Genomic DNA, 20,971 nt, shown 5'->3' with positions numbered 1-20,971 from the left:
TTCAAATCCCATCTTTACCTGCTATATTTATCCTCTCTTGCAGGCAACTGCAAACCAACATAACTATAATGCGAATGGGACCGAGCCAAATGCTCATCGTGTTGCCTCTCGGCCCCACTCGCATTATACTCAATCACATTAGTGGCCATAACTGCACCTGAAACATATGAACATCGTTTTTATAATTATTGGAGCTCTAGTGGTAATAGTTGTTGCCTTTGTGATCTACCGTAATATAAAGGTTAACAAGCAAAATAGAGAGCTTAATGAACAACGCTTCGAACGAATAAAGCCTTTAGTAGAGAAGCTTGAATCCAATGAGAACCCAAATTCTGAAGATGTTCAACCATTTGCAGAGAAACTGATTACTAGGGAATCAACCTACCAACTCTTAGCAGAACATAACATGCTGAATCTATTTCCAGAAGAATTCAACAATTTAGTTAGTGGAGCGGCTAGTAACCTTGCCAACTGGCTTGAATTTCCAACTGAACTCGATGCTTGCCCTGATGAGATGGAACATATGGAACGTGTAACTCTTGATTTCGATGGAAAGAACAACTTGGTACATTATGAAGTCTTTAAATATCGAGTGAATGAACCTCATTGGGCAGCAAAAGATGGCTGGATGCTTGGTGTAGTGGGACCATTTTTTGATGACAGTAACCCCTATGATTTCCCAGCAGCAACTTTTAGTAGAGTCAGCAGTACTGTAGACAAAGTAACTCCAAAAGAAGAAGCTAAATGGGTTCATGAGAACATCGCAATGAGAAGGTAAAACGACCACTAACAGTCACTATCGGTTATGTGCCAAACTGCCTTTTTGCTAACTTCATCGAGACATGCCCGCTCCGTGCACCTTCTGAAACCGAATCGCTCTTGGAGAATTCTGTGGTTCTGGATTTTTACTTTCAGAACGCAGCGCCATTTGGAAACCGTTGTGCTTCTGGTGCACTTCCGCTAGATTAGTGCTTTCTGCCAACTGTGGGCACACAAACCGATAGTTAGGCGTTGGGTTGAATGGCCTGCGGCTCATCCATCTACGCACGCGTAAACGCGCACTCTTGATGAATTCATTCAACCCAATGTGATCGAGTAGATCCCCCTCATTGATAAAGTCCATCTTTACCTGCTATATTTAGCATGTGTTGCAGGAAACTGCAACACAACATCAGTATAATGCCAATGAGGCCGATCCAAATGCTCATTGTGTTGCTTGCGCTCCACTCGCATTATACTCGATCACATTGTAGAGAATAGGATAAATGGAAAGAAAAGAGAATATAGAATCAGATTATAGAAAATGGCTTGTATTCAGCAATGCCATAAAAAGTTCATCAACAACCAATGAGCTGGAAAAAGCAGTGAAAAGCAGAAAATCCACTAAAAACATCAGCATAACAACAGAGGGTAGTAGTACACATGAAAAAATGTTCCTCATTAAGGAAGTAAATAACCCATCCGTTCTAAAAATAGATGAAAGCTCCGTTCATGAATTGAAGGACTACATTGTTGAAAATTACAAACTTACTAAGTCTGAAAATTCAAAGTTGAAAATCAATAGAAATGGAAATTCAAAGCCGACTCCACCCAAATATCTATATTCTGAAAGCAAACTAACTCATGGTTTAATTTACAGTTTATTCACTTTAATACTGCTTCAAATACTTATTCTTCCAAAATTATTACTAGATGTAGATTATGGAATAATCGGCAACTTTCTAAGATACCCAATCTCATTAGTTGGTCTTTTCTTTTGCTTTAAATATTATAAACGACACTATGAATACCACCTACATTTCAGTGATGTTTTCTTAATAATATGGAGTTTCAATACCTTTTTGTTTTTCTTCTATCTCTCTGAACTTACATTACTATCGATACCTGACCAAATTCCAAATGTCACTTGGACATCTTTCGTTTTTATCGGAACGCTTATTCTTGGTCAAGTGTATCTGCTTATAGCAAGTTTTATACTCGCAACTGTTTTTTATCTTATCAAAAAAATTGTGTGATAAGGTCCAAACTCTCTACAACAAAACCTATAAATGAATGGGGGTTTATCGGTAGGAATACTTTAGTGGCACTTGGAAAGCTCGCCACAATTAATAAATTTAAATAAAGTCGTGGCTATGTGCGAGACGAGAGGTTAGTGCTTTCTAATTCCCACTCATCATAGCTGGACGTTGAGCTAAATTACCTGCAATATCTTGAAAGCGAAAATCAATCATGACACGAAAATTTTTCTTCTCAGCTTTTTTGTTTGGTGGTCTTTATGTCTTTGTAGCCCTAACAACAATCTTAGTAAGTTTTCTCTTGGGTCAAAGACTAGGAGAGCTATCGTCATTTGGTACTTGGTATCTTATACAATGGTTGATTTCAATTGGCTGGTTATTAATACTTCTCAAGTATTTCCATCAACGTGAATACAGGATCGCATTTTGGAGTTTAGCCGTTTTAACAACTGCAATAATTGGCCATTTTATCCTTTTAATTCAACTTTCCTCCACCCATGAAATAACGAACAGTTACGTCATTGCCTCCCATTTTTTACCAATTACATATACATTATTTGGTGCTAGTCTGACACTATCCGAAACAAAGAAAAGATACTGGTTGAAAGTTGCCGGTATTTCTATTTGTCTATACGGCCTGATAAACTTCATCGCTACTGTCTGGATAGCCAATTCGCTGACTGCTTTGCATGATGGATCTGGAACCAGAGCGACTCAATGGATTTCTATCATAGAAATTATAATACTCGTTTTGCTATTACTGAACTTTCGAAAAGAATTGCAAGAATCAAAACAACAAGAAACGTATCGTAAAGCGCTGCTAAGCAACGCAATTAATTTCGTTGCATTTGCGGTATTTCTGTCTTCTCTTTTCTATGGATTTAAATTAAACTCTGAAGTTAAAAACCTATCAAAAACTAGCAATTACAATGAATATGAGAAAAAACTAGCTAACCCTTTTGAGTCAAGAGCATATAAGAACGATCAAGGGGAAAGTCTACCCTATAGACTCTTAATACCTCGAAATTATGATTCAAATAAAAGCTATCCATTAGTAATTGCATTGCATGGTTCTTCAGGAAAAGGCAATGACAATGTCAAACAAGTATCAAGATCGTTGTTCGCACAATTGTTATCTAAACCTCATAATCAAGTCAAATACCCAGCGTTTGTTTTTGTACCTCAATGTCCTCCATATGAAGATTGGGGAGGGATTACGAATATCAAATCAGTTGATCAATTAGTTCTGCAAAGTATTTTCGAACTCGAAGCAGAATTTCCGATAGATAAGAACAGAAGATACATTACTGGTATTTCCATGGGAGGATTTGGCACATGGCATCTGATAAGTTCAAAGCCAGAAATGTTTGCCGCTGCAGTTCCCATTTGTGGAGCAGGTAATCCAGAATTTGCCAATAGACTAACGGATATTCCAATTTGGGCATTCCATGGTAAAAAGGATCGAAATGTCCTGGTGGAAGGTTCTCGAAGTATGATACAAGCAATAGAGAACGAAGGTGGAAACCCAAAATATACCGAGTACCCTGATCAAGCACACCACATTTCACGCAATGTGGAGAACACTCCCGGACTACTAGACTGGCTCTTCGCTCAAAAGCGTGAATAAAAAATAAAAAGCTGGTAACAAAGTTTTAATTTTCATATCGCAGTACTAATCTAATTCCCCGCCTGAACGAATTCTTTCGGGCAGATTTGGATACCCCGGCAGATTCGCTAATTTCATTGCAATTAATAAGCTCGGAAGCCACAGCGCCATATCTGGGCGTCAATACAATTTCTCTAGATCAAACTTCAACTTCAAATAATTCTTATCCCAATCCGAATTCAACTCTCTGATAATCAAAGCTTCAGCAAACCCTACATCATAGACAGTTACTCTACCCACCTCTTCCAGTTTTAAGTTAAGAACATTATTCATATGCTTTTCAAGGAAGGTTTTCTTATACTCATTGAAAGGAATGAAATCGGGTAATTGATTTATCTCAGTTGTAGGTTCATAGTCTTCCAGTCTTTCAAGAAAAGCATATTCTGTATAGCGAGCTATACCCTCTTGATACCACTGAAAAGAGATGTATTTGTAATCGTCAGGTGACAATGAGGATTTAAATGCATTTCTTGCCTTGAAGAATTCAGTTTTAGCATTCTCCCAGTTATCCATTCCAATGGATTTTACTGCATCATATAGTGCTTTTGTGTAAATCTCATATGCTCTCACTACTTTGGAATCCTGATACGGAAAGGGATAATTGAGTTGCCACATGCCTGTATCATCTCCATTGGAAAGTCCTAATTCACTTGCCTCTGCGAAGTACTTGGGAGACGAATATTGATATTGATGAAAGCGTTCATGGAGAAGTGTGATAATCCACCCCGTGGAGTTTAGTCCGGTGTTTTCAGGAGTACCGATAACTATGGTGTTTAGTCCTGCAAAAGGAAATGTAGCCAAAAAGCTCTTATTCATCTGAGTCGGTCTTCTATGTATAGCAGAATAAAGCAACGTATCATAATCATCTATTCGATCAAAATCATCTGGTTGATAATAATGTTCGATTAGATACTCGTAATCGTCCATGATAAAGAGTATTGAGAATGGCGGTTCATTGAAGCCGTCCCAAATCAAATCACCAAACTGCTGAGATATATGATTTGCTTCTCGTATTCTTATTCGATCTTCATATGCGAATTGTCCCAATGCCCGCGCACAAGAAAAAACAACAAGAAGCGTAAAAGTGAATGATCGCATGGATAGTTGGATTCGGTTATGGTTATGGTTATGGTTATTCCAACGAAACTCATCAACTAAGGATTGTTAAATACCGTGAAAGGATGTTAATCAATCCTAAATGATCTAGTTCTGTTGATAAAAGCTCAGCCTTCGGATTATTAAGCTTTACTAGAAGAGTATTGGTCAGCTCTAATTTTATAGCTCAATTAATCCTGATTTATAGCTCATATGTAAATTATGTTGAGCTATATTTAAGTAACAGAGCTTATATTAATGCGCAATAACGAAGATATACACATACTTCTAAGATCTTAAACTACCTCTACAAACAACCCTTCATCAGTCTTTTCAACTTTAGCAAAGCCTCCTTGCGTCAATTTTTTAATTGCTTTATCCCACTTTTTATTGGATAAGCCAGAATTTTCTTTCAGTGCATTAAGACCTGCTCTTCCACCTTTTTCCAATAACTCAAAAACGGCTTTTTCATCCCCCTCCAATTCAGCTACTTTCGATTTTACCTCCGGTCGCATCTGAGGGAAAAACAGAACGTCTTGAATAGATGTAGAATTTGTCATGATCATAGACAAACGATCAATTCCTAGTCCAACTCCAGCCGTTGGTGGCATTCCAAATTCCAAGGCACGTAAGAAGTCTTCATCAAGCGTCATCGCTTCATCATCTCCTCGCTTTCCAAGTTCCAGTTGTTCTTCAAATCGCTCACGCTGATCTACCGGATCGTTCAACTCGGAATAGGAGTTCATGATCTCTTTCCCATTGCATATCGCTTCGAATCTCTCAACTAAACCTTCTTTTGAGCGATGCTTTTTGGTCAATGGTGACATTTCTACCGGGTAGTCCGTAATGAATGTAGGCTGAATCAAAAAGGGCTCACATTTCTCTCCAAAAATTTCATCAATGATTTTTCCTTTTGCCATGGTTCCATCCAATGGCACCTCTAGTTTCTTAGCAGTTTCACGCAGTTCCGCCTCATCCATTTCCGAGATGTCAATCTTTGTGAAGTGTTCAATTGCTTCAAACATGGTGAACCTTTTCCATGGTCTTTGGAAATCTATCACATTCTCACCCACCTGTACTTTTGTTCCTCCATGAAGGTCCATCGCCACTTTTTCAATCATCTCCTCCATCGTATCCATCATCCAATTGTAGTCCTTGTATGCCACATACAATTCCACTTGCGTAAATTCAGGATTGTGGAATCGGCTCATGCCTTCATTTCTAAAGTCTTTAGCAAATTCAAATACTCCATCATATCCACCGACTATCAATCGTTTCAAATACAGCTCATTGGCAATTCGCAAATAGAGTGTCATATCAAGCGTATTGTGATGTGTCTTGAATGGACGAGCTGCCGCTCCACCATACAAAGGCTGCAGAATTGGTGTTTCTACTTCCAAATATCCTTTATCGGCTAAAAATTCTCGAATGGAATTCACCAATCTTGTGCGCTGAACGAATGTTTCACGAATCTCTGGATTTACAATCAAATCAAGATAGCGCTGACGATAGCGCTGCTCAGGATCTTTAAATGCATCGTAAGTTGTCTTATTACCTTCATCATCAGTCGTTTCTTTTACAATAGGAAGTGGACGCAATGATTTGGTAAGCATTTTCAGTTCAGTCACATGGATGGAGGTCTCCCCTACTTCCGTCTTAAACACGTACCCTTTGATACCTACGATATCTCCAATGTCCATCTTCTTTTTGAAGACTTCATTATAAAGTGACTTATCCTCTCCTTCACAGATATCATCTCTTCGAATATAAATCTGTATTCTACCACTCGAATCCTGAATCTCAGCAAATGAAGCAGACCCCATAATCCTTCTACTCATCAACCTGCCTGCTATGGAGATACTTGAATAATCGTTTGGCTTGTTGTCGAAATTCTTCTTGATATCGGCAGCAGTCGCATTTACATCAAATGATTCAGCTGGGTACGGGTCGATACCCATATCCATAAGTTCTGTACGAGATTTTCTTCGTTGGATTTCTTGTTCGCTTAGCTGCATTGTTGCTTCGTATTCTTTCTTAAAATTTGGATTATGCTGATTGTTTTCTTCTTTTAAGTTCATTCGTAACCAAAGTGTACTCTCTACCACTTTGGCCGGCTATCGAAGTATTCTCTTCCGCCCTTCTGAAAAGATACGGAAGCACTTTCTCTACAGGCCCGTAAGGAACATATTTTGCTACATTATATCCCAGGTCCGCCAGTTTGAATGAAATATTGTCACTCATGCCCAAAAGCTGGGCGAAAAATATTCTATTGTCTTTGTTCGAGATTTTCTGCTCTTGCATTAGCTGTACCAATAAGTTGCTCGAATCCTCATTGTGTGTTCCTGCACAAACCCCCATTTTATCAATATGTCTCATGCAAAAACGTAAGGCTTCATCATAGTCTTCGTCAACATCTTTCTTCTCCATATGAATAGGAGACGCATATTCCATTTCTTCCGCTCGATCTCTTTCCTTTTCCATATATGCTCCCCTAACCAACTTTGCTCCGAGATAATAGCCGTCGTTTTCCGCCTGAATAAGGGCGCGTTGCAACCTATCAAACATATCATGCCTATAAAGCTGATACGTGTTATAGACCACCGGGCGCACCTTGTTATATTTTTCCATCATGCGATAAGCTACCCCATCAATAAAGCTTTGAAACCAAGATTCCTCTGCATCAATCATCACCATAAGCCCCTTGCTACTGGCCTTTTGCACAATTTCATCTACCCTCTGCTCAGCATAGTAAAGCTTCGTTTTTTCTACTTCTGATAGTTTGTCTTTGGATTGAGCCTTTGTCATCAGGTCAGTAGAACCTAGCCCAGAAAGCTTTAGTACACAAAAAGGTATGTGGTCGTTTGTAGTAGCAAAATCAATCACACGTAAGGCTTCCTCTTTTGTATCATTATAGCCATCTTCGTTTTTGAGACCTTCCACTGAATAGTCAAGAATGGTTTGGACATTGTGATCACCCAATAAATTAATTGTCTTACTACAATCTTTGATTGATTCCCCACCACAAAACTGATTAAACAGTGTTTTTTTGATAATGCCCTTAACTGGCAGATTCAATTTTAAAGCCAAATTGGTCATTGCTGTTCCCACTTTCACTATCCATGGTCTACTCATCGTAGTGAATACAAAATGAGAGTTTTTTAACTCCCCATTTGTACGGTGCGCAAATGCGATTGCAGTATCATCAAAATTGATTGGCTCTGATTGCATATTTTTGAAAATCGGTGTGCAAAGATAGCTAACAGATTCACACCATTATCTGTTTAAAAAAATGTCTAATAATCTTTCTTCTTACCTCACTATTTCCACCAGCATCTCAGCAGATTTGATGAACCAAATCAGTCGGCTTAATCCTGATAAATATGCTTTTCTGGTGGATGAAAATACCCGAAAGCATTGTCTTCACTTACTTGATATTGAAAAAGACTATATCATTGAAATTGAAAGTGGAGAGTTGAATAAAAATTTAGCTACGTGTGAGTCAATATGGAAAGAGTTAACCCATTTCGGATTTACACGCAAAAGCCTTTTAATCAACCTTGGGGGTGGTGTCATTGGAGATATGGGAGGGTTTTGTGCGGCTACCTTTAAACGCGGCATTTCATTTATTAACGTGCCAACCACCCTACTTTCGCAAGTAGATGCAAGCATTGGAGGTAAGTTGGGCATTGACTTCAATGGACTGAAAAACCATATCGGATTATTTCAAGAACCAAATGCTGTCATCATTAGCACGCAGTTCTTGGAAACACTTTCTGAGAGAGAATTAAAATCTGGATTTGCAGAAATTATCAAGCATTCATTGATCAGAAGTGAGGACCAATGGAATTACCTGCAAACCCATTCTTTTGAGCAAATGGAGTGGGGTGATATTATCCCAAAATCAATCAAAGTCAAAAATGATGTGGTGAACGAAGACCCAAAAGAAAATGGCCTTCGAAAGATCTTAAATTATGGTCATACCATTGGTCATGCTATTGAAACACATTTCTTGAATAGCTCAACTCCTTTAACACACGGCGAAGCTGTTGCTCTGGGGATGATCTTGGAGAATAAATTAGCTGTAAAAATGGACTTGTTATCAGAAGAGCAATCTATTCTTATAGAAGATTACATTAATGGAATTTATTCGTTCCCTGAAGACCTTCCAGGCTATCAAATATTAAAAAGTCATTTGATTCAAGACAAAAAGAATGATAAAAGTGGATTGCGTTTTTCACTTTTAAAAAAAGTAGCTCAATGTACATATGATGTACTTGCAGAAGAGCAAGTTCTTAAGGAGATCCTTAAATAAACAAATCTTCTTTATCGCTAGCTGAATCGCCTTGCGAAGTTTGTTGTTCTTTCTTTTTAATGATCTTTTTTGGTACGCTTAAAAAGAAAGTGAGAGCTCCTAATGCTACTGAGGCGAAAATTGTTCCTATGGTGCGTGTTCTTGACATATTATAATTTATTGACAACTTAGCAACGAAAAAAGTTGTAAACGTGTTCCCCAAAAAACCTGCCAAAATTGAAATATCGATTAAAAAGATATAATTCACGACTCAGAGGAGAGATAAAACTTGAATCTTCTAAAAGTGAAAGTAACCGAGCGCTAATCATTAATGCATTGGCGGGCGGAGAAACCACCGCTATCCAAAATCTTTCAAAGGCACGAGATACACAAACGATGCTCAACTTATTGAGTGAAAAACAGCACATCTATGACGTGAAAGATGCAGGCACCACCATGCGATTCTTTACGGCATATCTAGCTATTAATGGCACTGGCGAAACCATCACTGGAACCGATCGAATGAAGCAAAGGCCAATAGGACCATTGGTGGAGTCTTTGAGACAAATAGGTGCTAGAATTGATTACCTGGAAAATGAGGGATACCCTCCTCTAAAAATTGAAAAGGTAAAAAATCAACTGACCGACAAAATTTCTATTCCTGGAAATATAAGCAGCCAGTACATCAGCGCACTTCTAATGATTGCTCCTTGCTTACCGAAGGGGTTAACCATTAAGTTGACGACAGAAATATACAGTCGTCCTTATATTCAAATGACCCTCGACCTAATGATGGCTTTTGGTGTTTCCGTAGCATGGGAAGGTTCGGAGATAGAGATTCAACCTCTCCAATATGAACCAACCAAATACACCATAGAAGGTGATTGGTCAGGAGCTAGCTATTGGTATGGTTTTATGGCCATAGCTCCCGAAAAAGGCTACCTAAGTTTACCGGGCATTCGCGATTATTCTTCACAAGGGGACAAAGAAATCGCTCAAATCATGTATCACCTGGGAATTGCTTCACACTTCGAGTCTGGTAGGGTTAAACTTTTAAAGCGAAAGGGGACTTTAAATAAATTGAAGCTCGATTTCAGGAATTGTCCAGATCTTGCCCAAACAGTTCTAGTTGTAGCTGCTGTTAAAGGTATTCAGTTAGAGATGACAGGCTTAGAGAGTTTGAAGATCAAAGAGACCGATCGTGTGGCCGCCATGAAAAATGAGCTGAAAAAAATTGGCGCTGAATTGCTTGAAGAAAATGGTAGCTGGAAACTTATTCCCTCCAATGATTTACCTTCATCTATTGACGTAGACACATACGAAGATCATCGAATGGCTATGGCCTTCGCGCCTCTCTGTTTACTTATGGATGTAACCATCGATGACCCTTTCGTCGTTGAAAAATCTTATCCTGGTTTTTGGGATGAAATCAGAAAGCTAGGTGTCAAGATAGAAACACTATGAACGTTTACGAATGTGATCAAGTAAAGCAGGTGAGGAAACTTCATCAACCTATTCTATCGGAGTATTCAACCTTTAAACGTGTGAAAGATCTACTTGAAGCTTTTGCTGATAACTTATTTCAATCATTTAACAAGAATGATAAGGCAGTCGCGATTGAAATCAGTAATCACCATCCTCTTTTCATTGGTAATGATCATGAGGAAATCATGAAACAAGCATTTACGTTTAAGGATGCCCAATTGACTATCGCTCTAGAATATGGCTTTGATGATTGGGAAAAGATTGAGGGATTGATCCAGGAGGATTTTGAACAAGCTATTGATCTTTTGCTCGATGGAAATCTGAATAAATTAAAAACGATCGAAAGCCTACCTCTTTTACTAAAAAAAAGATCCTCCTTTGGTCATCAAGCTTCTATTCTCCATTATACCGGCAGTAATGGTGTAGAAATATGGCGTCAGAAAGTACCCGAAAATTTACCTGAAATTACAACCTGGCTCATTAAACAAGGAGCTGACAAAAAAGCCAAGGCTTACTTCTATGGTGGCGCACACACGACGCTAGAGTTAGCCGCTACAAGTGCTCACCCTAAGGATGCAGGAATATCAAAAGCCTTAGAAAAATCGCTGGCTTAGTAGCTCACCTCCAAATCAGTAATCTCCATATCAATAATCTTGCTCGGATGAAAGAGAGAAAACCAAACTCCTTCTTTTTCTACCCAGCCACCCCAGCCTACTTTCAGACCTCCTAAAGGAACATTGGATGTCCACAACTTCCATGCTTTTGGGAAGCCGTTTTCATCAAGAATCCATAGGTAGCTATCGCCTGGAGTAACACCGCCTGTAGTATACGTAACAAGAAGGCCTCTGCCATCTTCCATCTCAACAAATGATCTTACCACGCCTGAGTCTCTAATCTTAAACGGAGCTATCAACCAAAAAGAATCATTAACAAAGTATTCGTAAGCTTCATACTCCAACGTACTCAATTCTTCTTTTCTATGGTTTAAGTCAAGCAAAACATCATTATTCTCCCAAACAACTCGGACTTCATTTTCACCCCTATTCCATTCGTAACTATGACCTCCTGGATAGGTGAATGCAATGTAATTAAGACTATCAAATGCTGGTTTATTCAGGGCTTTCAGCATTTCGTCAGTGAGTTCCTCGGCATCTTGTCCCTTGGTTCCATTAGGTACTGATTCATCTAAAAACAAATACACTAACACTCCAATAATCAAGAGTGTGACTAAGCCAATGCCTAAAAATTTAAATATCGATTTGATCATGGCAAGTCTAGCGTAGGTAACAACTTAGGTGCTCTCCGTACTTTTGTTGCTTGCTCAAAAGCGTATGCAATGCTTATGAGCTTAGGCTCCTGATACTTTCCTCCAAATATTGACATGCCTACAGGCAGCCCATGTATGTATCCTGCAGGAACAGTAATGTTTGGATATCCCGATCGGGCAGCAGGTGTAGAACTTCCTGTTCCAAAGTGATCTCCATTGATTACATCTATTGGCCATGCAGGCCCTCCCGTCACCCCAATAATCGCATCTAGATTATGCTCCTTCATTACTTTATCTATTCCGTTTCTGGAAACTTCAGTCACCACTTTTAAGTGCTCCCTATACTCATCATCTGTCAGTGGGCCTTTCATTTCTGCCCGTTCCATGATTCCTTGAGGGAAGTAAGGCATTTCCACGTCTGCATTGTCTTTATTGAACTGAATTATATCTGCAAGAGATTTTACTTTTGCATCAGATCTGGATGACAGGTATTTGTTCAATCCATCTTTAAACTCGTAAAGCAAAAGCTCAAAGCCAGAGTTACTGTAAGCACCATCTTCGCTTGCTTTAATATCCTTGATCAACTCTGCACCTTGCTCCTCCATCGCATCAAAAGCTTGTTCCATCACTTCATCTACTCGTTCATGATAGCCAATCGTACCTTCCAATACACCTATTCTTTTCCCTTTCAATCCATTGGTATCCAAAAATTGGGTGTAATCTGTATACGAATTTTCATCGCTTTCCTTCGTTCTTTCATCTGCGGAATCCACTCCCGTAAGTGCGCCCAATAAAGTAGCCGCATCAGCTACTGATTTACCCATAGGACCTGCTGTATCCTGTGTTTCAGAAATAGGTATGATTCCGTCCCTACTCCAAAGACCTACTGTCGGTTTGATTCCAACCACTCCATTTGAAGAGGACGGACACACAATGGAGCCGTTCGTCTCCGTTCCAATGGTGATGGCACACATATTTCCAGATACCGCTGCTCCAGATCCCGCACTGGAACCACATGGGTTTCTATCCAAAGCATATGGATTTCTAGTTTGACGTCCTCTACCACTCCAGCCACTTGAAGAGCGAAAAGATCTAAAATTTGCCCACTCACTCAAGTTTGTTTTTCCTAAAAGCACTGCGCCAGACTCTCTCAATTTTTTAATGATAAACGCATCATCCGGAGCAGAAGATCCGGCAAGCGCCATAGATCCAGCGGTCGTCATCATTTTGTCTCCCGTATCTATGTTATCCTTAATCATGATGGGGATGCCGTGAAGTGCACCTCTAACCTTGCCATCAGCACGCTCCTTATCCAGTTGACCTGCAATCTCAAGGGCATCAGGATTAACCTCTATTACACTGTTTAATCCATCTTTATCTTTTTTCTCAATTCTTTCCAGGTAAAGCTCACAGATTTGTTTTGAAGTGTATTTGCCTGACTCCATTGCTTCTTGAAGTTGGGAAACGGACCATTCTTCCAATTCGAAAGGCTCTTCCAAGTTATTTTCGTTACCTGTTTCACTTGCTGGTGATGCGCATGCTTTTATCCCTAAAAAAGAGATTGCTCCAGTTATTGCGCCGAGTTGAATGAAATTTCTTCTTTTCATATTCAAAATTTTAGAATGGTTAATAGGTCGAAACACTAAATTTAACGTTTCATTGTATCGAATCAAACCAGCTAAAATCAGTTAACATTATGAAGAACTCACCGTTCCTTCTTTCATTACTCATTCTTTTATCACCGCTTCTTTCTCTATCTCAGCCAGATACAGAGGTTTACTTAATGGACCTGAGAAGATCAAGTGAAGGATTAGTCGTTGAAAAACCTGTGAATATTTCAAGCAATAAAGGCTATGACAATCAGCCATCGTTTTGGTCTGATAGTGAGTCTGTTTTGTATGCAAGAAATGTTGAAGGGCAAACAGAAATTGCCAGATACTATCCAGAATCGGGAAATACATTGATTATCACCAATACTTTTGGCGGTAGCGAATATTCTCCTACACTCATGCCAGATGGAAGAATATCAAGCATCCGGTTAGATACTACCGGTTTACAATTGCTTTATGCTTACACTTTCAGAGGACTTGATGAGGTATTGGTGCCTGAGTTAAAAATAGGATACCATGCATGGATCAACTCAAATGATATAGTAGCATTTGTCCTGGGTGATCCCGCAACTCTTCAAATCATCAATACCGCTTCAATGGAAAATAAAATCATAGGCCAAAATATTGGCAGATCACTTCATAAAATTCCAGGGTCCTCCTCTTTTAGCTATTTAGATAAAAGCTCCGATGAATGGGAAATTAAAAGTATGAATCCAATCTCAGGAGAATCAACATTTCTTGTCAAAGCAATTGAAGGGTCTGAAGACTATGCCTGGACTCCAAAGGAAGAGATCATCATGGGGTCAGGCAGCAAACTATTTGCTTGGAAAAAGGATGGTGAATGGGTCGAAATCGCTGATTTATCTTCTCACAGCATAAAAAATATCACTCGGATTGCTGTATCCCCAGATGGCAAAAAAGTAGCTGTAGTAGGTGATTAGAAACAATTCTTACGATTGACCCAACAACACACATGCTCATGAGTTATTGTACTCATGGGACTATTTAGTAAAACATCACCGAAAGAAAAGCTTCAAAAGAAATATGCGAAGTTGATGGAAGAATCATACAATCTTTCAAAAAGTAATAGAAAAGCGAGTGATGAAAAAGTAGCTGAGGCAGAAGACGTATTGAAGCAGATCAATGCGTTAGTGTAGTGGGAGTTAAGCGTCCATGGAATATTGTAAACATGCCCGTCTACAGTTTAGCTACTGAAAAAGATGGACAGCTCAATATGAACATTTGTACGTATGTAAGTGCCGTAAGCATGAAACCAAAACTTTTCATGGTAGCTATTGATTATCATACTCAAACATTCACCAACCTAGAGATATCTACAACGGCTGTTTTACAAATTCTTCATACCGACCAAATCAAACTCGTAAATCAACTAGGGAAAAAGTCTGGAAAGAATTTCAACAAATACGACTATCTCGAGAAGAAGGAACTACTTGATAATTGGAATGGAAATAAAATACTCAAAGGCGCTTGTGGGTATTTGCAACTAAAACAGGTTGGAAGAAAAAATGTTGGTGGAGATCATGAACTCTTTTGGTTTGAGGTGGAGAAATCAAAAACAAATGCCGAACAAGGAATACTCATGTTTCAGGATCTGATTGAAAAGGGCATGATACTTTAACAGACCCCTGAAACAAGTTCAGGGTGACTTCATTCAGAACGAGGAGTAAGGAGTCTCTAAAGTATGGTAAGGATCTCTCCCTAGGATCGAAATGATACAATTTAAAGACTGGATAAATGGAATTAACTGAACGAGATAAAAACAGAATCATAGAGATGGCTTGGGAGGACCGTACACCTTTTGATGCTATTAAATTTCAGTTTGGATTACCTGAAAAAGAGGTCATTAAACTGATGCGATCCACATTAAAGAGGAGCAGCTTCAACCTCTGGCGTAAGCGCGTCAATAGTGGTCCAAGTCAAAAGCACCTAAAGAAGCAGCCTAATGATATGGTAAGGTTTAATCTTCGAGACAAAAACAGATCAGCCTCAACAAAATCTCCAAGCGATAATGTTTAGCACTTCGTATCAGGACATTTTAGAGCAAATCGAGCAAATCGACCCTCCTCAATATTGGGAAACACGAAACTATATAGATGGTGCAGTCACGAAGCTTTCTCCATACATCTCCAGAGGGGTTGTTTCTACTAATCAAGTCTATCAATCAATTTTAGCAAGAGGGTTCGATTCCCAAAAGGCAGGAAAGTTCATTCAGGAACTCGCATGGAGAGATTATTGGCAGCAAGTGTGGATTGCTAAGGGGGATGAAATCAATGAAGACCTGAGGCGAGAGCAGCCTAATGTCCATCATCATGAAATGTCGAAAGCCATCGTAGATGCTAATACCGGCATTGAAGCCATTGATGATGCAATCCGGGAGTACTACAACACCGGCTACCTTCACAATCATATGCGGATGTACATTGCCAGTATAGCATGTAACGTAGGCGGCAGCCATTGGAGGGTTCCTGCGCGCTGGATGTACTATCATTTATTGGATGCAGACTGGGCCAGCAATGCCTTGAGTTGGCAGTGGGTATCTGGGGCAAACGCTGGAAAAGAGTACTATGCTAACCAGCAAAATATCAACGATTTTTTCTACACGAAGCAAAAAGACACATTTCTCGATGTGGAGTATGAAGCGTTTGATGACATGGAGATCCCGAACATTCTTCATCATACGATAATTCCTGATCTAAAAACTCCTCTTCCAGAAAAGAAAAGTATAAATGTTGATCCTGCTAAAAAGACTCTGATCTACAACTACTATAATCTAGATCCTCAATGGCATGGAGGTGAGGATGTGAATCGCATTCTGCTACTGGAGCCAAGCATTTTTGAGAAATATCCTGTCAGCCAGAACAGCATCGATTTTGTTCTAAAACTAGGAGAAAACATAGATGGCTTACAGATATACATTGGTGAGTTTAATGAGCTAAGAAAGGAATACAACTTAGAAGATATCATCTACAAAGAGCACCCGCTAAACAACTACGAAGGACTCGAAGAGCCTCGTGATTGGATGTTTGGTGTGACCGGATATTACCGATCCTTCTTTGCGTTTTGGAAGAGGTGTAAAAAAGAGTTTTCTAAAAAATGAATGTTTAATATTTAACGCCATCACTAGCAAAACGATCTTATCGATTAAGATCGATTTGCTATTTTGTTAGTGGAAATCGGAAGATACCGGATCAAGTCCGGTATGACAGCTTCAATATGACTTTTGATTGACCCTGAAACAAGTTCAGTGTGACGTTCTAGCTTAAATACACTACGCTTGATTCGAGTGTCATGTTTTGATTGTTCTTCCGCACTTGCTTCATCATCTATTTACCAAACAATCCTCTTCAATTTTAGTCTTACTCACATGCATCTAACAAAACAAGATATTGAAGATCTGGACAGGGTCAAACGACTCAACATTATCAATTCAGTTTCAGGCATTAAACCTGCCAACCTGATAGGAACCAAATCGAATAATGGACTACCCAATGTCGCCATTTTTAGTAGCGTATTCCATTTAGGTAGCAATCCTGCTTTGATAGGATTCATCATGCGACCAACAGATGATGTGCCCAGACATACCTATGAAAATATTCAAGAGAATGGATACTATACCATCAATCATATCCCAACGACTATAGCAGATAAAGCACACTATACCTCTGCTAAAATTGATCGTTCAGAATCCGAGTTTAAACGCTGTGGCCTCTCAGAGGAATACGTTGATCATTTTCATGCACCATTCGTGAAAGAATGTCATCTGAAAATGGGGATGAAACTAGTAGATGAGCTTCCGATAAAGATCAATGGAACTGTCATGATGATAGGAGAAATACAACAACTCATCATTCCAGATGGTGCCGTCCATGAAAAAGGATACATTGATCTTTCACTTTACAATACGGCAGGTATCTCAGGATTGAATAATTATTACTCTCTAAAATCTGAAGCTACTTTTCCATACGCCAGAGCGGAAGAAATACCCAATTTCGATTAGATCGAGTCGTCATTATCCATGAAAATCCACAATTTAAATGTGGATTTTCATGGTAAATATATTTTTTTCATGAAAAATAGTATCTTTGATGTGGATTTTCATGGTAAATGATTAGCAGAAATAAAAAAGCATCGATTTTAAGATCACTACAAAATTTTGTGAGTGTCGGTATTATTGGGCCAAGACAATGTGGTAAAACTTCGTTGGTGAAGTCATTGACTAAAGAAAATGACAAAACCACTATTTATCTGGATTTAGAGTCTGAAAGAGACTTGTCGGTACTAAGTTCGCCAGAGCTCTATTTTGATGAGCATTTGGAAGAGTGTATCATACTAGATGAAATACAAGTTAAACCTTCACTATTTCCGATTTTACGATCTTCCATCGATAAGCATAGGGTTCCCGGCAGATTCATGCTATTGGGTTCATCCTCACCTCACCTACTACGAAATAGCAATGAGTCTCTCGCTGGCAGGATTGTCTATCATGAATTGGCTCCATTCAACATTACAGAGATCGATCATTTTGCCAAACATAGACTGGTGGGCGGCTATCCAGAGTGCTATTTACAGAAAGATGAGTCGCTCGCTTTCGAATGGCTAGGTAGCTACATCGATTCATACATTAACAGAGAGCTACCGGCATTGGGCTTAAATGTGTCTTCCGTATCTCTACTCAAACTCTTGAAAATGCTAGCTCATGTACACGGAAATATCCTAAACATCGAGCAGCTGGCCGGTTCACTGGGTATCAGTGCTTCAAGTGTGAGAAATTATCTTGATTTCATCGAAGGAGCATTTCTCATACATCGCTTACAGCCCTATCACACCAATCTAAAAAAACGATTGATCAAGTCTCCTAAAATCTATGTGAGAGATGCAGGTGTACTTCACTCCCTATTGGGAATCTCTTCACAAGAGGATTATGAATTTTCTCCATATTTAGGTCATTCGTGGGAGGGTTATGTGATTGAGCAGATCACTCAACTATTACCCAGAAAATACGGATATCATTTCTACCGTACCCACCAGGGGACAGAGTGCGACCTGGTAATCACCAAAGGTGACCTGCCCATACTCTCCGTAGAAATCAAATACACGGCTGCCCCGAAGATGACCAAAGGGTTTACGATTGCTATTCAAGACCTGAATACTTCTTCAAACTTTATCATCGTACCCAGAGAAGAAGATTTTCAGCTAAATGATCACGTGAGGGTGCAGGGACTAGAAACATTTATCAAGAAAGAAATTCTCACGCTTCCCAAATAGCATGACTCATAAGAAACCAAACTTACCTATGAAGACCTGTGCTGTATGTGGTAAGCCTTTTACCTGGCGCAAGAAGTGGGAGAAGGTTTGGGATGAGGTGAAATATTGTAGTGAGCGATGTAGAAGGAAAAAGTAATGTGAACCGTCTATGCGGTTAACGGATTCGCGTTATACCCATATTTGGAAATAAAACTCCACTTAACGTAATTTGAAAGGTGAAAAATGCGCATAGTGGGCGTTTCATTATTGTTAGGGTGTATCAAGAAAATGACCAAAGAGGAAAGAGAAAAAGCCAATAAAGACCAGATTAACAGATTTATATCTGCATACTATTCTGAATGGAGGTTTATTCAAATATTAAGCATTCAGAAAAAATTATCGAATAAATATGATTTTTTCCAAGATATAGTAGATCTAGTTAGAGAGACAGACAATTCAGCTGGTGATAAGACAATAGCTCAAGAAATAACAAATGGACTGCTATTTGATGCTGTTCAGCATAGTATTCAATACATAGAAGACCTATTCGCCTTGATCAATGCCTCATCAAAGAAGGACTACTTTATTAAAAATATTATCCAGTATAAGGCTGGTAAAGTTGAGAATTTGATAGTCAAGTTCAAGAACGAAAATAAGATTATCTACGAACACTTTCACTTCCCTAATTACCCAGAAGAAGACGATCATACTGAGCAAGAAAAAGAAACACTTAGAGTTATTAATGAAGGGGTTAACAGACTTGGGTTAATAATTGCAGAAATTACGGAGTATTACAAACAACATCAATTCTTCTATAATCAATATAAACATGGACTTAGCATTGCTCTACGGCCCTATGACGATTATAATCAAGAGCAAGTTGCACTTGACAAAAGAGGGGAATTTGAAAAACCAAGTATTGTTGCACTAGACAGTTTGAACTTCAAGAATGCCGGCAAAAATCAATATGGAAATACTGGATATTTGATGATGCCTGCATTCTCCGATAATGTAAGACCTCATATGAACACCCTACAAAAAGAAAACAATCTTTTAAGGTATGTGATGTCTCCAAGAGACACGAATATTGAAAGAATTGCAGAGATAGCTTCAAAAACAAAAAGGTGTTTGCAAATTTTGCTGCATAATTTTAGATCAATTATCAATGCTGAAGAATTCTATGATCTAAGGCTACCTGCTGAAAAGGAAACAGAAGTAATTGAGTTTAAAATTGAAATAGAGGAAAACACACCCTAACAAATGCTATGAATGAATGAGGTTTACAGGTCAGTCTATTTCCACTCCTTGAAATGCCACAGCTTTAATTCCCTGGTTCGTTTTAGAAATTCCGTATTTGGTGGCAACCTCTCTCCACTGCGAGACTGCTTGCTTTACTTGTTCCAGAATGGCCTATCATTTTTTTCTTTTGGGGGCTCTTTTCTTTATAGAAATACCAATATCCTGCAATTTTCTTCCCAACTCATCGTCTTTTGCCAGGAGCAAAAAATCGCTTTCAAGACCCAACACTTTTAGCACATTGAGATAATGCCCTATGCCTACTGATGGTTTTCCTTGCTCAATAGAAATAAGCGTATTTCTCCCAATTCCGGCACGTTCTGCAACCATTTCCCCACTAAGCTTGCGTCTTAATCTTGCCAACTTTATTTGCTCACCTACCGTCTCGATAATTCGGCGTGTTTTAGGGAGTAATATCGTTCGTTTCTTATCCATAATGTTTATTAAACATTATAATTGAAACAGGTAGAATAGAATCACTTTCTCCCATTAGCTATAAACCGTCACCACCAAACTCCTACTCCCGCCATGATCCCTATGCTCGCCTAGATAGATCCCTTGCCACGTTCCCAGGTTAAGTCGTGCGTTCGTAATGGGTATAGTTACTGAACTCCCCAAAGTGCTGGCCTTCAAGTGGGCTGGCATATCGTCCGGCCCTTCATAGTCATGCTTGTAGTAAAGAGCATTTTCAGGAATAAACTTATTGAAGTGACTTTCAAAATCTGCTCTGACAGTGGGGTCAGCGTTTTCATTGATTGTCAAGCTTGCAGAAGTGTGTTTGATAAAGACATGTAACAACCCTGATTCAATTTTACTGATGTCGATCACATTCAAAATGCTATTCGTTATCAAATGAAAGCCTCTTGGGTAAGGATTGAGTTTTAGTTCGGTTTGCTTTATCATCCGGTAAATCTAAGATGATAAAAAAAAGAAGGTGTCTCAAAAGCCGTCATTGCGAGAAATCGAAGCGATCTCATGAAA

At 39.0% G+C, this 20,971-nt stretch carries 22 protein-coding genes and 1 pseudogene; 15 read left to right on the top strand and 8 right to left on the bottom strand.

What is annotated here, in order from left to right:
- Positions 1 to 166: 166 nt before the first annotated feature.
- The 3 genes from ABJQ32_20860 to ABJQ32_20850 all read left to right on the top strand — a co-directional run bounded on the left by ABJQ32_20860 (position 167) and on the right by ABJQ32_20850 (position 3,642).
- The gene (locus ABJQ32_20860) at positions 167 to 778 is read left to right on the top strand and encodes a FeoB-associated Cys-rich membrane protein (GenBank protein MEP5292116.1); all 612 of its coding nucleotides are present in this window, start codon (positions 167 to 169) and stop codon (positions 776 to 778) included.
- Positions 779 to 1,265: 487 nt separating this feature from the next.
- Positions 1,266 to 2,015 (top strand): hypothetical protein, encoded by a 750-nt coding sequence (locus ABJQ32_20855; GenBank protein MEP5292115.1) that lies wholly within the window; start codon positions 1,266 to 1,268, stop codon positions 2,013 to 2,015.
- 214 nt (positions 2,016 to 2,229) lie between these two features.
- On the top strand, positions 2,230 to 3,642 hold the full coding sequence (locus tag ABJQ32_20850; protein ID MEP5292114.1) for an alpha/beta hydrolase-fold protein: 1,413 nt from the start codon (positions 2,230 to 2,232) through the stop codon (positions 3,640 to 3,642).
- Between the two features lie 159 nt (positions 3,643 to 3,801).
- Here the strand turns inward: ABJQ32_20850 and ABJQ32_20845 are convergent, their stop codons facing one another.
- The 3 genes and pseudogenes from ABJQ32_20845 to ABJQ32_20835 form a co-directional block, all read right to left on the bottom strand.
- Positions 3,802 to 4,779, bottom strand: a complete 978-nt coding sequence (locus tag ABJQ32_20845; GenBank protein ID MEP5292113.1) for a hypothetical protein — start codon at positions 4,777 to 4,779, stop codon at positions 3,802 to 3,804.
- A gap of 506 nt (positions 4,780 to 5,285) precedes the next feature.
- Positions 5,286 to 6,791, bottom strand: a pseudogene (lysS, locus tag ABJQ32_20840) (lysine--tRNA ligase).
- Positions 6,792 to 6,822: 31 nt separating this feature from the next.
- Positions 6,823 to 8,004, bottom strand: a complete 1,182-nt coding sequence (locus ABJQ32_20835) for a proline dehydrogenase family protein (protein ID MEP5292112.1) — start codon at positions 8,002 to 8,004, stop codon at positions 6,823 to 6,825.
- 61 nt (positions 8,005 to 8,065) lie between these two features.
- On the opposite strand from ABJQ32_20835, the gene aroB reads away from it, so the two are divergent.
- Positions 8,066 to 9,088: a 3-dehydroquinate synthase gene (gene aroB / locus ABJQ32_20830; protein MEP5292111.1), complete on the top strand. Its 1,023-nt coding sequence runs from the start codon at positions 8,066 to 8,068 to the stop codon at positions 9,086 to 9,088.
- Here the strand turns inward: aroB and ABJQ32_20825 are convergent.
- Positions 9,081 to 9,236: a hypothetical protein gene (locus ABJQ32_20825; protein MEP5292110.1), complete on the bottom strand. Its 156-nt coding sequence runs from the start codon at positions 9,234 to 9,236 to the stop codon at positions 9,081 to 9,083. The genes aroB and ABJQ32_20825 overlap by 8 nt on opposite strands.
- Before the next feature lie 68 nt (positions 9,237 to 9,304).
- Between ABJQ32_20825 and ABJQ32_20820 the strand changes: the two genes are divergently transcribed.
- Together ABJQ32_20820 and ABJQ32_20815 are read left to right on the top strand one after the other, a co-directional pair.
- A complete protein-coding gene (locus tag ABJQ32_20820) occupies positions 9,305 to 10,531 on the top strand; it encodes a 3-phosphoshikimate 1-carboxyvinyltransferase (protein ID MEP5292109.1) in 1,227 nt (408 codons plus the stop codon).
- Positions 10,528 to 11,166, top strand: coding sequence for a hypothetical protein (locus ABJQ32_20815; GenBank protein MEP5292108.1), 639 nt, complete (start codon positions 10,528 to 10,530; stop codon positions 11,164 to 11,166). The genes ABJQ32_20820 and ABJQ32_20815 overlap by 4 nt, the downstream gene beginning before the upstream one ends.
- Here ABJQ32_20815 and ABJQ32_20810 read toward each other — a convergent pair.
- The gene (locus ABJQ32_20810; protein MEP5292107.1) at positions 11,163 to 11,819 is read right to left on the bottom strand and encodes a hypothetical protein; all 657 of its coding nucleotides are present in this window, start codon (positions 11,817 to 11,819) and stop codon (positions 11,163 to 11,165) included. The two genes, ABJQ32_20815 and ABJQ32_20810, sit on opposite strands and share 4 nt — an antisense overlap.
- Positions 11,816 to 13,426 carry an amidase gene (locus ABJQ32_20805; GenBank protein MEP5292106.1) on the bottom strand — a complete coding sequence of 537 codons (1,611 nt, stop codon included), beginning with the start codon at positions 13,424 to 13,426 and terminating at the stop codon, positions 11,816 to 11,818. The genes ABJQ32_20810 and ABJQ32_20805 overlap by 4 nt, the downstream gene beginning before the upstream one ends.
- A gap of 89 nt (positions 13,427 to 13,515) precedes the next feature.
- Between ABJQ32_20805 and ABJQ32_20800 the strand changes: the two genes are divergently transcribed.
- The 9 genes from ABJQ32_20800 (at position 13,516) to ABJQ32_20760 (ending at position 19,951) form a co-directional block, all read left to right on the top strand.
- Positions 13,516 to 14,370, top strand: a complete 855-nt coding sequence (locus tag ABJQ32_20800; protein ID MEP5292105.1) for a hypothetical protein — start codon at positions 13,516 to 13,518, stop codon at positions 14,368 to 14,370.
- A gap of 54 nt (positions 14,371 to 14,424) precedes the next feature.
- A complete protein-coding gene (locus ABJQ32_20795; GenBank protein MEP5292104.1) occupies positions 14,425 to 14,586 on the top strand; it encodes a Lacal_2735 family protein in 162 nt (53 codons plus the stop codon).
- Positions 14,586 to 15,068 carry a flavin reductase gene (locus ABJQ32_20790; protein MEP5292103.1) on the top strand — a complete coding sequence of 161 codons (483 nt, stop codon included), beginning with the start codon at positions 14,586 to 14,588 and terminating at the stop codon, positions 15,066 to 15,068. The genes ABJQ32_20795 and ABJQ32_20790 overlap by 1 nt, the downstream gene beginning before the upstream one ends.
- A 116-nt stretch (positions 15,069 to 15,184) precedes the next feature.
- The gene (locus ABJQ32_20785; GenBank protein ID MEP5292102.1) at positions 15,185 to 15,466 is read left to right on the top strand and encodes a TIGR03643 family protein; all 282 of its coding nucleotides are present in this window, start codon (positions 15,185 to 15,187) and stop codon (positions 15,464 to 15,466) included.
- Entirely contained in the window at positions 15,459 to 16,547 is a 1,089-nt protein-coding gene (locus ABJQ32_20780; protein ID MEP5292101.1) for an FAD-binding domain-containing protein, read from the top strand. Before ABJQ32_20785 ends, ABJQ32_20780 begins: the two co-directional genes overlap by 8 nt.
- A gap of 267 nt (positions 16,548 to 16,814) precedes the next feature.
- Complete coding sequence (locus tag ABJQ32_20775; GenBank protein ID MEP5292100.1) at positions 16,815 to 17,447, top strand: flavin reductase; 633 nt, start codon at positions 16,815 to 16,817, stop codon at positions 17,445 to 17,447.
- A 107-nt stretch (positions 17,448 to 17,554) separates the two neighbouring features.
- A complete protein-coding gene (locus ABJQ32_20770) occupies positions 17,555 to 18,715 on the top strand; it encodes an ATP-binding protein (protein ID MEP5292099.1) in 1,161 nt (386 codons plus the stop codon).
- Between the two features lies 1 nt (position 18,716).
- The gene (locus tag ABJQ32_20765; GenBank protein MEP5292098.1) at positions 18,717 to 18,851 is read left to right on the top strand and encodes a DUF2256 domain-containing protein; all 135 of its coding nucleotides are present in this window, start codon (positions 18,717 to 18,719) and stop codon (positions 18,849 to 18,851) included.
- Between the two features lie 86 nt (positions 18,852 to 18,937).
- On the top strand, positions 18,938 to 19,951 hold the full coding sequence (locus ABJQ32_20760) for a hypothetical protein (protein MEP5292097.1): 1,014 nt from the start codon (positions 18,938 to 18,940) through the stop codon (positions 19,949 to 19,951).
- A gap of 156 nt (positions 19,952 to 20,107) precedes the next feature.
- On the opposite strand, the gene ABJQ32_20755 is transcribed toward ABJQ32_20760, so the two are convergent.
- Positions 20,108 to 20,425 carry a helix-turn-helix domain-containing protein gene (locus ABJQ32_20755; protein ID MEP5292096.1) on the bottom strand — a complete coding sequence of 106 codons (318 nt, stop codon included), beginning with the start codon at positions 20,423 to 20,425 and terminating at the stop codon, positions 20,108 to 20,110.
- Positions 20,426 to 20,479: 54 nt separating this feature from the next.
- A complete protein-coding gene (locus ABJQ32_20750; protein MEP5292095.1) occupies positions 20,480 to 20,893 on the bottom strand; it encodes a secondary thiamine-phosphate synthase enzyme YjbQ in 414 nt (137 codons plus the stop codon).
- Positions 20,894 to 20,971: the final 78 nt, after the last annotated feature.

The sequence above is a fragment of the Marinobacter alexandrii genome (assembly GCA_039984955.1).
Lineage (GTDB): Bacteria > Bacteroidota > Bacteroidia > Cytophagales > Cyclobacteriaceae > Ekhidna.
Note: the sequence above shows the minus strand (reverse complement) of the source record. Positions and strands in the feature narration are given on the sequence as shown.

Excerpts from the sequence above, each read along its gene's own strand:
- ABJQ32_20825 (MEP5292110.1), bottom strand. The coding sequence starts at position 9,236 with ATGTCAAGAACACGCACCATAGGAACAATTTTCGCCTCAGTAGCATTA.
- ABJQ32_20785 (MEP5292102.1), top strand. The coding sequence starts at position 15,185 with ATGGAATTAACTGAACGAGATAAAAACAGAATCATAGAGATGGCTTGG.
- ABJQ32_20815 (MEP5292108.1), top strand. The coding sequence starts at position 10,528 with ATGAACGTTTACGAATGTGATCAAGTAAAGCAGGTGAGGAAACTTCAT.
- ABJQ32_20770 (MEP5292099.1), top strand. The coding sequence starts at position 17,555 with ATGATTAGCAGAAATAAAAAAGCATCGATTTTAAGATCACTACAAAAT.
- ABJQ32_20795 (MEP5292104.1), top strand. The coding sequence starts at position 14,425 with ATGGGACTATTTAGTAAAACATCACCGAAAGAAAAGCTTCAAAAGAAA.
- ABJQ32_20805 (MEP5292106.1), bottom strand. The coding sequence starts at position 13,426 with ATGAAAAGAAGAAATTTCATTCAACTCGGCGCAATAACTGGAGCAATC.
- ABJQ32_20850 (MEP5292114.1), top strand. The coding sequence starts at position 2,230 with ATGACACGAAAATTTTTCTTCTCAGCTTTTTTGTTTGGTGGTCTTTAT.
- ABJQ32_20855 (MEP5292115.1), top strand. The coding sequence starts at position 1,266 with ATGGAAAGAAAAGAGAATATAGAATCAGATTATAGAAAATGGCTTGTA.
- ABJQ32_20775 (MEP5292100.1), top strand. The coding sequence starts at position 16,815 with ATGCATCTAACAAAACAAGATATTGAAGATCTGGACAGGGTCAAACGA.
- ABJQ32_20760 (MEP5292097.1), top strand. The coding sequence starts at position 18,938 with ATGCGCATAGTGGGCGTTTCATTATTGTTAGGGTGTATCAAGAAAATG.
- ABJQ32_20800 (MEP5292105.1), top strand. The coding sequence starts at position 13,516 with ATGAAGAACTCACCGTTCCTTCTTTCATTACTCATTCTTTTATCACCG.
- ABJQ32_20845 (MEP5292113.1), bottom strand. The coding sequence starts at position 4,779 with ATGCGATCATTCACTTTTACGCTTCTTGTTGTTTTTTCTTGTGCGCGG.
- ABJQ32_20780 (MEP5292101.1), top strand. The coding sequence starts at position 15,459 with ATGTTTAGCACTTCGTATCAGGACATTTTAGAGCAAATCGAGCAAATC.
- ABJQ32_20835 (MEP5292112.1), bottom strand. The coding sequence starts at position 8,004 with ATGCAATCAGAGCCAATCAATTTTGATGATACTGCAATCGCATTTGCG.
- ABJQ32_20755 (MEP5292096.1), bottom strand. The coding sequence starts at position 20,425 with ATGGATAAGAAACGAACGATATTACTCCCTAAAACACGCCGAATTATC.
- ABJQ32_20765 (MEP5292098.1), top strand. The coding sequence starts at position 18,717 with ATGACTCATAAGAAACCAAACTTACCTATGAAGACCTGTGCTGTATGT.
- aroB (MEP5292111.1), top strand. The coding sequence starts at position 8,066 with ATGTCTAATAATCTTTCTTCTTACCTCACTATTTCCACCAGCATCTCA.
- ABJQ32_20750 (MEP5292095.1), bottom strand. The coding sequence starts at position 20,893 with ATGATAAAGCAAACCGAACTAAAACTCAATCCTTACCCAAGAGGCTTT.
- ABJQ32_20810 (MEP5292107.1), bottom strand. The coding sequence starts at position 11,819 with ATGATCAAATCGATATTTAAATTTTTAGGCATTGGCTTAGTCACACTC.
- ABJQ32_20860 (MEP5292116.1), top strand. The coding sequence starts at position 167 with ATGAACATCGTTTTTATAATTATTGGAGCTCTAGTGGTAATAGTTGTT.